Source organism: Prosthecodimorpha hirschii (genome assembly GCF_001305515.1).
GTDB classification, from domain to species: Bacteria; Pseudomonadota; Alphaproteobacteria; order Rhizobiales; family Ancalomicrobiaceae; genus Prosthecodimorpha; species Prosthecodimorpha hirschii.
Genome location: NZ_LJYW01000001.1, coordinates 2,467,247 through 2,479,689 on the forward strand (window position 1 = coordinate 2,467,247; position 12,443 = coordinate 2,479,689).

Here is a 12,443-nt window from a genome sequence, read left to right on the forward strand (position 1 = left end):
GGCCAAAAGTCGTCTCGACGTCATGGCCCCGCCTGCGCTTTAGTCTGAGAATGTCCATACTGGCCCTCGATACCGCTCTGGATGCCTGCTCGGTCGCCCTGCTGACGGCCGGCGGCGATGTGCTGGCGCGTGCAACCCGGGACATCGGACGCGGCCATGCCGAAGTGCTGATGGCGGTGGCCGGCGAGGTGTTCGAGGCCGCCGGCACGACGCCCCGCGATCTCAGCCGCATCGTCGTCACGATCGGGCCCGGCAGTTTCACCGGCATCCGGGTCGGCCTTGCCGCGGCGCGTGCCATCGGGCTCGCGGCCGACATCCCGGTCGTCGGCGTGACCACGCTCGAGGCGATCGCCGACGATGCCCTGGCGCAGGCGCTGGATCCCGATTTAGTGACGCCCGTCCTGATCGCGCCCGTCCTGGTCGCGATCGACGCCCGCCGGGGCGAGGTCTATGCCGGGCTCTACGAGGCCGCTCCGGCCGGCCTTGCGATGCCCACGGAACGGACCGCCCCCGCCGCCATGAGCCACGCCCAGGCCGCCGCCCTGGCGATCGCCGCGGGCGCGCGCGTGGTCGGTTCCGGCGCGATGTTGGTCGCGGCGGCGGCCGACGGCCGGATCGCCGCCGATACGGCCATCCGCTTCCCCGATATCGTTCGCGTCGGCCGGATCGGCGCCGCGCGCGCGCCGTCGGCGCGGCCGCCGGCGCCGGTCTACCTGCGCGCCGCCGATGCCAAGCCGCAGGAGGGCTTCCGCATCGCCCGGACGACCGCTCCCGACGCAGACCCCGTCCCGCCCTCCCCAACAGACCCGGAGGTCCGTCCGTGATGAACCCCTTCTGGTGGTGGGCGAGCGCGCCGATCGCGGTCGAGGAGGCCGAACTCGACGACGCGCCGGAACTGGCTGCGATCCACGGCGAATCCTTTCCCTACGAGTGGACCGCGGAGGAAATCTCGGCGCTGCTGCGTGACCGCACCGTGTTCGGGATGGTCGCCCGGCGGGCCAACCTGTTCGGAACCCGCAGCCCGGTCGGCTTCATCCTGATGCGCGTGGCGGCGGACGAGGCGGAAATCCTGACCATCGCGGTGTCGCCGCGCCAGCGCGGGCGCGGCTGCGGCCGGGCCCTGGTCGAGGCGGCCTTCCGGCGCCTCTATCGCGACCGGATCAAGGCGGTTTTTCTGGAGGTCGACGGCGGCAACCAGCCGGCCCTGACGCTCTACGGCAAGCTCGGTTTCCGGCAGGTCGGCGAGCGCAAGGGCTACTACCGGGCGGGCTCGACGCCGGGCGCCTCGGCGCTTGTCATGCGGGCCGATCTCGGTTAACTGCCGGTCTTCGGGATCGGCCGGCAACCGGGGAGTCTCGCCTTGAACGCAGCCGGAACGGGCACCTCGCGCGGCGTCTGCAGCGAGCAGAGCCTCGAAGACCTGTGCGAGACGCGCGGCATGCGCATGACCGAACAGCGCCGCGTCATCGCCCGTGTGATCGCCTCCGCCGACGACCATCCGGATGTCGAGGAACTGCACCGTCGCGCCGCCGCCATCGACCGGCGCATCTCGATTTCCACCGTCTACCGGACCGTGAAGCTGTTCGAGGATGCCGGCATCATCGAGCGGCACGACTTCCGCGACGGACGCGCCCGCTACGAGACGGTCCCGGAAGAGCATCACGATCACCTGATCGACATGCGCACCGGCCACGTCATCGAGTTCCGCAGCGAGGAGATCGAGAAGCTGCAGGAATTCGTCGCCCGCGAGCTCGGCTACCGGCTGGTCGGACACCGCCTGGAACTCTACGGCGTCGTGCTCGACGAGGCGGAGCGCGGTCCGGAGCGCGAGCGATGACGGCAGCGGCGTCCGACGCACGCCGCCCGGCCCGCCCGTCGCTGGTGCTGACGCTGCGCAATGTCGCCGCCATCGCGATCCTGGTCGTCCTGACGCTGGCCGCCCTGCCGGTTCAGCTCGTCGCCCATCGGCGCGGCTGGCGGCTGGCGGCAACGCTGCCGGTCTGGTGGCACCGGCGTGCCCTGGCGGCCCTCGGCGTGCGGGTGCGCGTGGTCGGCGCGCCGTGCCGGGACCGGCCGCTCCTGGTCACGCCCAACCACGTCTCCTGGCTCGACATCAACCTGATCGGCAGCCTGATGCCGCTCTCCTTCGTGGCCAAGAGCGAGGTCGCCGGCTGGCCGCTGTTCGGCCTGTTCGCCAAGCTTCAGCGCACCGTCTTCGTCGACCGCACCCGGCGCACCGACACCGCGCGGGTCAACGGCGAGATCGCGCAGCGGCTCGCCTCGGGCGACGCCATGGTGCTGTTTCCGGAAGGCACGTCGTCGGACGGCACGCATGTCCTGCCCTTCCGCTCCGCGCTGATCGGCGCGGCGCGCGCCGCAATGGTGGAGGGCGGCCACGACCGGGTCTGGGTGCAGCCGCTGGCCATCGTCCTGAAGCGGCTCGACGGACTGCCGCTCGGGCGCGCCGAACGGCCGCGGCTCGCCTGGTACGGCGACACCGACATGTTCCCGCATCTCATCGGGACGATCCTGCTCGGCCCGGTCGACATCGACCTCGTCTGGGGCGAGCCGATCCCCTTCGACGAGACCACCGACCGCAAGCTGATCACCCGGGCGCTGGAGCGGGAGGTCCGCCGCCTCGTCTCCGCCGGGATCGCCGGCCGCGAGCCGTTGCGGCCGGGGCTGCCGGGCGCGGCGGCCCCGACCGGGCTGTCGAAACGGCCCGCCGTGGCCGGTCAGGCCGCCGGCATCCTGCCCGCACCCTGAATTGCGGCTGTTCTCGCCGCCGGATTCGCGCTAAGCAGGCTGCCGGGTCCCGCTCGATGGTCGGACCACAAACCGGTCCCGATCGACACTCCTGACGTTATGACAGCGAAGAAGAAAGTCCTCGTCCGCACCTACGGCTGCCAGATGAACGTCTACGATTCCGATCGGATGACGGACCTCCTGGCCGGAGAGGGCTACGAGGCGACGGAGCTTGTCGACGAGGCGGATCTCGTCCTGCTCAACACCTGCCATATCCGCGAGAAGGCGGCCGAGAAGGTCTATTCCGAGCTCGGCCGTCTGCGCGTGCTGAAGGCCGAGAAGGCCGCGGCCGGGGGCTCGCTGATGATCGGCGTGACCGGCTGCGTCGCCCAGGCCGAAGGCGACGAGATCGTCCGCCGCGCGCCGGTCGTCGATCTCGTGGTCGGGCCGCAGAGCTACCAGAACCTGCCCGAGCTGCTGGCGCGCGCCGGGGAACGGCGCGAGCGCAGCGGGCCGGTCGCCCGGGGCGCCGGCATCGTGGAAACGGAATTCGACATCGGCACCAAGTTCGAGACCCTGCCGGGGCCCGACCGGGCGCGGACGCTGGCACGCGGCCCGACCGCCTTCCTGACCATCCAGGAAGGCTGCGACAAGTTCTGCAGCTTCTGCGTGGTGCCCTATACCCGCGGCGCCGAGGTGTCCCGGCCGCTCGACCGCATCCTCGCCGAGGCGCGGGCGCTGGTCGACGGCGGCGTGCGCGAGCTGACGCTGCTTGGCCAGAACGTCAATGCCTGGCACGGGCTCGGCCCCGACGGACGCGAATGGACGCTCGGCCGGCTCGCCGCCGCGCTGGCCGACCTGCCCGGCCTCGACCGCATCCGCTACACGACCTCGCATCCGCGCGACATGGACGAGGCGCTGATCGCCGCCCATCGCGACCTTCCGGCGCTGATGCCCTATCTGCACCTGCCGGTCCAATCGGGGTCCGACCGCATCCTCAAGGCCATGAACCGGCGCCACACCGCGGCCGACTACCGGGATCTGGTCGCGCGCATCCGGGCCGCCCGGCCCGATATCGCGCTGACCTCCGACTTCATCGTCGGCTTCCCGGGCGAGACCGATGCGGATTTCGAGGCGACCCTGACGCTCGCCGAGACGGTCGGCTATGCGGCCGCCTTCACGTTCAAATACTCGCCCCGCCCCGGCACGCCGGCCGCAGGCCGCGACGACCAGGTGCCGGAGGCGGTCAAGTCCGAACGCCTGCAGCGCCTGCAAGCCCTGATCGAGCGGCAGACGCAGGCCTTCAACCGCAGCCGCATCGGCATGACCATGGACGTGCTGATCGAGAAGCGCGGCCGGGTGCCCGGCCAGCTGGTCGGCCGCTCGCCCTGGCTGCAGCCGGTCCATGTCGACGGGCCGGACTCGATGATCGGCAGCATAGTTCCGGTCGCAATTTCCGATATGCACAGCTATTCGTTGTTCGGGGCGATCGTACCGACGCCCGGCCATCACGCGGTCGCGCCAGCGGCCGCCCGTCACACGGCTGCGCAAGCGGCCGCCGGTCATGCGGTTGCACCAGCAGCCGCCAGTCATGCGGCCGCGCCAGCGGCCGCCGGGGGAGGTCGCGGGTGAAAGAGGCGAAGCAGGGTCTGGAGCCGTCCTTCCCGGTCATGGCGCACGCCTCCGACCTGACGCATGTGGATCTGGCTTTCGACGACAACCGGCTGGTCGGCGACCTCTATGGCCAGTTCGACCAGAATCTGGCCGAGATCGAACGCCGCCTCGGCGTGACGGCGATCGCGCGCGGCAACCAGGTCACCATCAAGGGGCCGCATCAGGCCTGCCTGCAGGCCCGGCAGGTGCTGGAGATCCTCTGGGACCGGCTGCAGATGGGTTCCGAGGTCCATCCCGGCGATGTCGACGGCGCCATCCGCATGGCCGAAGCGGCGGAAGCGCAGCTGCCGCTGCCGACGCTCGAGCCCAAGGGGCGCATCTCCGCCGCGCAGATCTCGACCCGCAAGAAGACCGTCGTGGCGCGGACGCCGGCCCAGGACGCCTATATCCGGGCCATGGACCGCGCCGATCTGGTCTTCGGCGTCGGCCCCGCCGGCACCGGCAAGACCTATCTGGCGGTCGCCTATGCGGCCGCGCTGATCGAGCGCGGCGACGCGACCCGGCTGATCCTGTCGCGACCAGCCGTCGAGGCCGGCGAGCGGCTGGGCTTCCTGCCCGGCGACATGCGCGAGAAGGTCGACCCCTATCTGCGCCCGCTCTACGACGCACTCTACGACATGATGCCGGCCGAGAAGGTCGAGCGCGGCCTGCAGTCCGGCATGATCGAGGTGGCGCCGCTCGCCTTCATGCGCGGGCGCACGCTCGCCAACGCGGTCGTGCTGCTCGACGAGGCGCAGAACTGCACGACAATGCAGATGAAGATGTTCCTGACCCGGCTCGGCGAGAATTCCAAGATGATCGTCACCGGCGATCCGACCCAGGTCGATCTCGGCCCGGGGCAGAAGTCGGGGCTCGTCGACGCGCTGGAGATCCTCAAGGGCGTCAAGGGCATCGTCACGGTCGGCTTCACCGAGAAGGATGTCGTCCGGCACGAACTGGTCGGCCGCATCGTCAAGGCCTACGACGACCAGTCGCGCGAACGGCTGGCCGCCGAGGCCGCCCGGACCTTCGGGCCGATGGCGGCGCGGGGGCCGACCCCGTGAGCACCGAGACGGCCGCAGAAGGCCCCGACATCGGCATCGGCCCCGGCCCCGACATCGCCATCGACATCGCCATCGACATCCTGATCGAGGCCGGCGACTGGGGCGAGGAAGCGGACATCCGCCCGCTGATCGAGGCCGCGGTTGCCGCCGCCATACGGTCGGGCGGCATCGAGGTGCCGGAGGCGGCTGAACTGTCGGTGCTGCTGACCGACGACGCCCATATCCGCGTGCTCAACCGCGACTGGCGCGACAAGGACAAGCCGACCAACGTCCTGTCCTTCCCGGGCTCCGATCCCGACGAGCCGATCGGCCCGATGCTCGGCGACATCGCCGTCGCCTACGAGACGACCGCGGCCGAGGCGCTCGACGCGGGCCGGCCGCTCGCGCATCATATCAGTCATCTGATCGTGCACGGACTGTTGCATCTGTTCGGGTACGATCACGAAGAGAGCGACGAGGCCGAAGCCATGGAGCGGCTGGAGACGGCCATCCTGGCCGACCTCGGCATTCCCGATCCCTATGCCGACACGCAGCCGATCGACGGCGGCGGCGGGGATCCTGTCGAGACGAAGGCGAAATGAGCGATCCCCAGAATTCCGGCGCCGGCGGGCAGGAAAACGGCCACGGCGCCGACCCGCGCGAGGGCGACAGTCGATCCGGCGAAACCTGGATCGACCGATTGATGTCGGCGGTCGGCCTGAAGCCGTCGACCGCCACCTTGCGCGACACCCTCGAAGACCTGCTCGAGCGCGACGGCGGCGCCGACGACAGCTTCACGGCCGACGAACGGCGCATGATCCGCAACATCCTGCGGCTCGGCGAGACCCGCGTCGGCGACATCATGATCCAGCGGGCCGAGATCGCCGCGGTCGCGGTCGACGTCTCGCTGACCGAGCTGATGATCGCCTTCAAGGAGACCGGCCACAGCCGCATGCCGATCTACCGCGAGACCCTGGACGACGCTTCCGGCATGGTCCACATCCGCGACCTGATGAACCACATCGCCGAGGAGGCCGCGGTGCGCGCCTCCTCGATCGAAACCCGGTCGGAGGAAACCGCCGGCATCCACCTGACCCAGGTCGATCTCGGGCGCCGGCTGTCTGATACCGGCCTGGTCCGGCCGGTCCTGTTCGTGCCGGCCTCGATGCCGGTCACCGACCTGCTCGCGCGGATGCAGTCGAACCGCATCCAGATGGCGCTGGTGATCGACGAATATGGCGGCGTCGACGGGCTGGTCAGCCTGGAGGACGTGGTCGAGACCGTCGTCGGCGACATCGAGGACGAACACGACATCGACGAGGAGGGGGCCGCCATCGTGCCGAACGGAACCGGCGGCTGGATCGCCGACGGGCTGGTCGAGCTGGAGGATTTCGCCGAGGCGACCGGCATCGATCTCGACGCCGCCGACATTCCCGAGGATGTCGAAACGGTCGGCGGCCTGGTCTCCGCCCTGGTCGGCCGGATGGCGGTCAGCGGCGAGCAGATCCGGTCCGACCGGCTGCCCGGCTACATGTTCGAGATCGTGGCGGCCGACAACCGGCGCATCCGGCGGGTCCACATCCTGCCCGACGACCCGGCCGGTCGGCGCGGCGACGACAAGGGCCGCGTCGGCGAGATGGGCGCCGCGTGAGCCTCGCCCCGACCGATTCCCCGCGCCCGGCCCGGCGTGCGGCCAGCCGCGGCCCGGGCCGCGCGGGTCCGGTCGAGCGGATCGCCGGCAGTCTGGTCCTCGCCTGGGGCTGGCGCCGGGCCCTCGCCGCCGGGCTCGCCGGGGGGCTGGCCGCGCTCTCCCAGGCGCCGATCCACGCCTTTCCGGTGTTGTGGATCGCGCTTCCGGTCCTCGTCTTCCTGCTCGACGGCGCCGTCGAGACCGCCGATGGCGGCCGCAGCGGACGCTGGCGCGCGGCCTTCGGGATCGGCTGGTGCTTCGGCGCAGGCTATTTCCTGGCCGGGCTCTGGTGGATCGGATCGGCCTTCCTGGTCGACCCCCTGCGCTTCGGCTGGCTGCTGCCGATCGCGCTGGCAGCCCTTTCGGCCGGGCTCGGCCTGTTTACCGGCCTCGGCACCCTGATCGCCCGCCTGCTCTGGACCGACGGACCTGCGCGCATCCTGGCGCTCGCGGTCGGCCTCTGGATCTCGGAATATCTGCGCGGGCACATCCTGACCGGCTTCCCGTGGAACGCCCTCGGCTATGGCCTCGCCGCCAACGACACGCTGATGCAGGCCGCCTCGCTCGTCGGTCTCGACGGCATGACGCTGCTGGCCGGTCTGATCTTCGCCGCGCCGGCCGCGGCCGTCGGCGGCGGGCGTGCCGGACTGGCGACGGCCGCGGCCGGCCTCGCCCTGTTCGCAGCGGTCGCGGGATTCGGCGCCTGGCGGCTGCCGGCGCAGGCCGTCGCCGTCCATCCCGGCATCAAGCTGCGCATCATGCAGCCCGCCATCGATCAGTCGCACAAGTGGAAGCCGGAGTTCCGCGACGAGATTCTGGCCCGCTACAACGCGCTCAGCACCGCAACCGGCACCGACGGCCAGGGCCTCGCCGGCGTGACGCATCTGATCTGGCCCGAATCCGCCTTCCCGTTCCTTTTGACCTACGAGCCGGAGGCCTTGCGCCAGCTGGCCGACCTGCTGCCGTCCGGAACCATCCTTCTGACCGGCGCCATCCGGGCCGAACCGCCGGCGCCGGGCGAGAGCCGGACGCGCTATTTCAACTCGATCTACGTGATCGGCGAGAATGCATCCATTCTCGCCGCCTACGACAAGGCCCATCTGGTTCCCTTCGGCGAATACCTCCCGGCCCAGGACACCCTGGAGGCCATCGGCCTGCGACAGTTGACCCATCTGCGCGGCGGTTTCACGCCCGGACCGGGGCTGCAGACCCTGGCGGTTCCGGGGGCTCCGGCCATGGGACCGCTGATCTGCTACGAGGCCATCTTTCCCGATGCCGTCGTGGATGCCCGAAATCGGCCGGAATGGCTGCTCAACGTGACCAATGACGCTTGGTTCGGGCTGACGCCCGGACCCTACCAGCATTTTCATCAAGTCAGGTTGCGGACAGTTGAAGAGGGGTTACCCCTCGTTCGGGCAGCAAATTCTGGCATTTCTGCTGTGATCGACGGGTATGGCCGGGTCATATCGTCGCTTAAGCTCGGTCAATCGGCTCTATTGGATGCGCAACTTCCCGTGAGTTTGCCTGCAACTTTCTACTCGGAACACCGATCCAATGCGTTTTGGCTGGCCGCTATATGTATGCTTTGCTTAGTGTTAATTCGGGCACGGAGATTATCGTGATGAGCGGAAGTTGACGTCCTGTCTCATGCCTGGAATGATGCAATCACGAGTCTATCGATTGTGAGGGCACGCGACCTTTCGGTATGCGTCGGGGCTGTCGGGACACCAGCCTCAACGTGGGTCAAAGATCCTCACAACCATCGGCGGCTCGTCACGGCGCCTCGGCGCTGCCAATAACAAAGTGACAAAAACCGGAACAAAGGTGCCAAAATGGCCAGCAAAAAATCCCCAAATCCGATCGACATTCATGTCGGCAGCCGCGTTCGGCTCCGGCGCATGATGCTTGGAATGAGCCAGGAAAAACTTGGCGAACATCTGGGTATCACGTTCCAGCAGATCCAGAAATACGAGAAGGGCACCAATCGCATCGGTGCCAGCCGTCTGCAGGCCATTGCCCGTGTACTGAATGTTCCGGTCGCCTTCTTCTTCGAAGATGCGCCGGGCATGACGCCGGTCGCCGGGAATCAGGGCTTCGACGAAGCCGCCGGGGCCTCCTATGTCGTCGACTTCCTGTCGAGTTCCGAGGGACTGTCGCTCAACAAGGCCTTCGTCCGGATCAAGGACGCCAAGGTGCGTCGGAAGGTCGTCGAACTCGTCCGCTCCATCGCCGGCGAAGACGAAGAGTGAGAAGGCCGGCGAGCGGCTGGACGGAGTCGCTCAACGGACCTCAACCGCACAGGATCGCTTTCCGCTGCCGGAGCTACAGACCGGTTGCGGGGAGCCTGCCGATCGCGGGCCGACGGCCTGCCGCCACGCGATGCCGGAACGGCGGCACCCGAACTTGACCGTGATCGGATCCGGCTGATAGACGGGTTCGCCCGTCGCCGGGACCGTCCGTCCCGGCGCGTTTCTGCGAGAGATTTCCAGTGTCCCGGTCGAATTACGTCTTTACCAGCGAGTCCGTGGCCGAGGGTCATCCCGACAAGGTCTGCGATCGCATTTCCGACGAAGTGGTCGACGCCTTCTTCCGCCTTGGGCCGGAAGCCGGCTGGGATCCGTCCCATCTGCGCGTCGCCTGCGAGACGCTGGCCACCACCAACCGCGTGGTCATCGCCGGCGAGACGCGCGGTCCGAAGACGATCACCCGGGACCTGATCGCCCATGTGGCGCGGCTCGCCATCCGCGACATCGGCTACGAACAGGACGGCTTCCACTGGGAAACGGCCCAGATCGAAGTGCTTCTGCACGCCCAGTCGGCCGACATCGCGATCGGCGTCGACCCTGCCGGCAACAAGGACGAGGGCGCCGGCGACCAGGGCATCATGTTCGGCTATGCCTGCCGGGAGACCCCGGAACTGATGCCGGCACCGATCTATTATTCGCACAAGATCCTGAAGCTGCTGGCCGAGGCGCGCAAGTCGGGCCGGGAGAAGGCGCTCGGGCCGGATGCCAAGAGCCAGGTCACGGTGCGCTACGAGAACGGCAAGGCCGTCGGTGCGACCCAGATCGTGCTTTCGACGCAACATCTCGACGAAAACCTCAATTCGTCCGACGTGCGCGCCATCGTCGAACCCTACATCGTCGCGGCCCTGCCGGACGGCTGGGTCACCCAGGACACCGTCTGGCACGTCAATCCGACCGGCAAGTTCGTGACCGGCGGCCCGGACGGCGATTGCGGCCTGACCGGACGCAAGATCATCGTCGACACCTACGGCGGGGCGGCTCCGCATGGCGGCGGCGCCTTCTCGGGCAAGGACCCGACCAAGGTCGACCGCTCGGCCGCCTATGCGGCGCGCTACCTGGCCAAGAATGTGGTCGCCGCCGATCTCGCCGACCGCTGCACCATCCAGCTCGCCTATGCGATCGGCGTCTCGCAGCCGCTCGCCGTCTATGTCGACCTGCACGGCACCGGTCGCGTCGACGAGGCGAAGCTCGAAGCCGGACTGCGCGAGGTGATGGATCTGACCCCGCGCGGCATCCGGACCCACCTCAAGCTCAACCGCCCGATCTATGCCCGGACCTCCGCCTACGGCCATTTCGGCCGTGCGCCGGAAGCCGACGGCGGCTTCTCGTGGGAACAGATCGACCTCGTCCACGCCATCCGGACGGCCGTCGGTCAGTGACCGGAATCGTCGAGCGCAGCCCGGATGCCGCCGCCGGACCGTCTCCGGCGGACGGCGAGGCGCGCGCCCACGCCTTCTACGGGCGGCGCAAGGGCAAGCCGCTGCGCGACGGCCATTCCGACCTGATGGAAACCCTGCTGCCGCAGCTGGCGCTCGACCTGTCGGGCCCGGCTCCGGCGGAGCTCGGCCGGCTCTTCGACGTGCCGGTGACGCGCGTCCATCTGGAGAGCGGCTTCGGCGGCGGCGAGCATCTGATCGCCATGGCGCTGGCCGATCCCGACCTCGGCCTGATCGGGGTGGAGCCCTTCGTCAACGGCATGGCCAAGGCCCTGGCGGCGATCGAGCGGCACGGCCTCGCCGGACGCATCCGGCTGCACAATGCCGATTCCGTGCCGCTGCTCGACTGGCTGCCGCCGGCCTCACTCGACCGCCTCTATCTTCTCTATCCCGACCCGTGGCCGAAGAAACGGCACTGGAAGCGGCGCTTCGTCGACCGCGCCAACCTGGACCGGATCGCCCGCGTGCTCCGGCCGGGCGCCGAATTCCGCTTCGCCAGCGACTGGGCCGACTATGTCGACTGGACCCTGGCGCGCCTGCTCGCCCATGAGGCTTTCCGCTGGACGGCGGCCACGGCGGACGACTGGCGCCGCCCCTGGGACGGCTGGCCCGGCACCCGCTACGAGGCGAAAGCCCTGCGTGAAGGCCGCGTGCCGGCCTATCTGCGCGTCGAGCGCCGCTGACCGCGGCGGGCGTCCGCATCGTCGGCCTTGCACTTCGGGCGCTTTCGACTATATTCCCGCCATCTCAACATCTCAGTTCGCTCCTGATGGAGTGTGGTGAGAGTGGGTCCCCCCGGGACCCGCTCTTTTTTGCTTCACCGGGTCGGTTCCGCCGATCTGCCGACCAGGCCGGGCAACCGGCCGGTCTCCTGGGCCGGTCCCGCCGGCCTTCATCACCGGGACGGCGCTGCCGATCCGCGAGAATGGGACGATCCGTGACGCGCAACGAACCGCGCATCATCAGCGAGACCGGGATGGATGCCCGCGTCGCCGCCATCGTGGAACCGGTCATCGAGGATCTGGGCTTCCGCCTGGTCCGCGTGAAATGCTCCGCCCGCAACGGCTTCACGGTTCAGATCATGGCCGAGCGGCCGGACGGCAGCATGAATGTCGAAGGCTGCGAGACGATCAGCCGGAACGTGTCGCCGGCGCTCGATGCCGACGATCCTGTCGAGCGCGCCTACAATCTCGAGGTGTCCTCGCCCGGCATCGACCGGCCGCTGGTGCGCCCCTCGGACTTCGACCGCTGGTCCGGCCACGAGGCGAAGATCGAGCTCGGGCGTCTGGTCGACGGCCGCAAGCGCTGGCGCGGCATCCTGCTCGGCGCCCGCGACGCCACGATCGGCCTCAAGGTCGCCGACCCCGCCCCCGGCGCGGCGGACACGGTCTGGCTGCCGATGGACGATCTGGCCGAGGCTCGCCTCGTCCTGACCGACGACCTGATCAAGGCTTCGCTGCGTGCCGCCAAGCTGGCGCAACGCGAACTCGGGCTCGACGACGCCGAGACCGATGGCGAGCCTTCCGAAACCGACGGCGGCCCCGAGGCCGCCCGTTCCTGACGACGAAAG

13 protein-coding genes are annotated in these 12,443 nt (G+C 69.4%); all 13 read left to right on the top strand.

All coding sequences use genetic code 11. The features are described 5' to 3' along the window. The first annotated feature begins 50 nt into the window (after positions 1-50). The 13 genes from tsaB (at position 51) to rimP (ending at position 12,434) form a co-directional block, all read left to right on the top strand. Positions 51-824: a tRNA (adenosine(37)-N6)-threonylcarbamoyltransferase complex dimerization subunit type 1 TsaB gene (gene tsaB, locus ABB55_RS10815; protein WP_054358820.1), complete on the top strand. Its 774-nt coding sequence runs from the start codon at positions 51-53 to the stop codon at positions 822-824. After that, positions 824-1,318 carry a GNAT family N-acetyltransferase gene (locus tag ABB55_RS10820; RefSeq protein WP_054358821.1) on the top strand — a complete coding sequence of 165 codons (495 nt, stop codon included), beginning with the start codon at positions 824-826 and terminating at the stop codon, positions 1,316-1,318. The genes tsaB and ABB55_RS10820 overlap by 1 nt, the downstream gene beginning before the upstream one ends. A 120-nt stretch (positions 1,319-1,438) precedes the next feature. After that, positions 1,439-1,837, top strand: coding sequence for a Fur family transcriptional regulator (locus ABB55_RS10825; protein WP_054361976.1), 399 nt, complete (start codon positions 1,439-1,441; stop codon positions 1,835-1,837). Further along, positions 1,834-2,766, top strand: a complete 933-nt coding sequence (olsA, locus tag ABB55_RS10830) for a lyso-ornithine lipid O-acyltransferase (protein WP_083463527.1) — start codon at positions 1,834-1,836, stop codon at positions 2,764-2,766. Before ABB55_RS10825 ends, olsA begins: the two co-directional genes overlap by 4 nt. A gap of 99 nt (positions 2,767-2,865) precedes the next feature. Beyond that, the gene (gene miaB, locus ABB55_RS10835) at positions 2,866-4,377 is read left to right on the top strand and encodes a tRNA (N6-isopentenyl adenosine(37)-C2)-methylthiotransferase MiaB (RefSeq protein ID WP_083463528.1); all 1,512 of its coding nucleotides are present in this window, start codon (positions 2,866-2,868) and stop codon (positions 4,375-4,377) included. 38 nt (positions 4,378-4,415) lie between these two features. Further along, on the top strand, positions 4,416-5,462 hold the full coding sequence (locus ABB55_RS10840; RefSeq protein WP_054361978.1) for a PhoH family protein: 1,047 nt from the start codon (positions 4,416-4,418) through the stop codon (positions 5,460-5,462). Further along, a complete protein-coding gene (gene ybeY / locus ABB55_RS10845) occupies positions 5,459-6,043 on the top strand; it encodes an rRNA maturation RNase YbeY (protein ID WP_338053649.1) in 585 nt (194 codons plus the stop codon). Before ABB55_RS10840 ends, ybeY begins: the two co-directional genes overlap by 4 nt. After that, positions 6,040-7,092, top strand: coding sequence for a hemolysin family protein (locus ABB55_RS10850; RefSeq protein WP_083463529.1), 1,053 nt, complete (start codon positions 6,040-6,042; stop codon positions 7,090-7,092). The genes ybeY and ABB55_RS10850 overlap by 4 nt, the downstream gene beginning before the upstream one ends. After that, a complete protein-coding gene (lnt, locus tag ABB55_RS10855; RefSeq protein WP_200912017.1) occupies positions 7,089-8,753 on the top strand; it encodes an apolipoprotein N-acyltransferase in 1,665 nt (554 codons plus the stop codon). Before ABB55_RS10850 ends, lnt begins: the two co-directional genes overlap by 4 nt. Positions 8,754-8,963: 210 nt before the next feature. Next, positions 8,964-9,380, top strand: coding sequence for a helix-turn-helix domain-containing protein (locus ABB55_RS10860; protein WP_054358822.1), 417 nt, complete (start codon positions 8,964-8,966; stop codon positions 9,378-9,380). A gap of 239 nt (positions 9,381-9,619) precedes the next feature. Then, positions 9,620-10,816, top strand: a complete 1,197-nt coding sequence (metK, locus tag ABB55_RS10865; RefSeq protein WP_054358823.1) for a methionine adenosyltransferase — start codon at positions 9,620-9,622, stop codon at positions 10,814-10,816. Next, positions 10,813-11,556 (top strand): tRNA (guanine(46)-N(7))-methyltransferase TrmB, encoded by a 744-nt coding sequence (gene trmB / locus ABB55_RS10870; protein WP_083463530.1) that lies wholly within the window; start codon positions 10,813-10,815, stop codon positions 11,554-11,556. The genes metK and trmB overlap by 4 nt, the downstream gene beginning before the upstream one ends. Before the next feature lie 254 nt (positions 11,557-11,810). Further along, positions 11,811-12,434 carry a ribosome maturation factor RimP gene (gene rimP / locus ABB55_RS10875; RefSeq protein ID WP_083464097.1) on the top strand — a complete coding sequence of 208 codons (624 nt, stop codon included), beginning with the start codon at positions 11,811-11,813 and terminating at the stop codon, positions 12,432-12,434. Positions 12,435-12,443: the final 9 nt, after the last annotated feature.

Bases quoted from the DNA above. Each gene is read 5' to 3' on its own strand.
- tsaB (WP_054358820.1), top strand. From the start codon at position 51: ATGTCCATACTGGCCCTCGATACCGCTCTGGATGCCTGCTCGGTCGCC.
- ABB55_RS10820 (WP_054358821.1), top strand. From the start codon at position 824: ATGAACCCCTTCTGGTGGTGGGCGAGCGCGCCGATCGCGGTCGAGGAG.
- ABB55_RS10825 (WP_054361976.1), top strand. From the start codon at position 1,439: ATGCGCATGACCGAACAGCGCCGCGTCATCGCCCGTGTGATCGCCTCC.
- olsA (WP_083463527.1), top strand. From the start codon at position 1,834: ATGACGGCAGCGGCGTCCGACGCACGCCGCCCGGCCCGCCCGTCGCTG.
- miaB (WP_083463528.1), top strand. From the start codon at position 2,866: ATGACAGCGAAGAAGAAAGTCCTCGTCCGCACCTACGGCTGCCAGATG.
- ABB55_RS10840 (WP_054361978.1), top strand. From the start codon at position 4,416: ATGGCGCACGCCTCCGACCTGACGCATGTGGATCTGGCTTTCGACGAC.
- ABB55_RS10850 (WP_083463529.1), top strand. From the start codon at position 6,040: ATGAGCGATCCCCAGAATTCCGGCGCCGGCGGGCAGGAAAACGGCCAC.
- ABB55_RS10860 (WP_054358822.1), top strand. From the start codon at position 8,964: ATGGCCAGCAAAAAATCCCCAAATCCGATCGACATTCATGTCGGCAGC.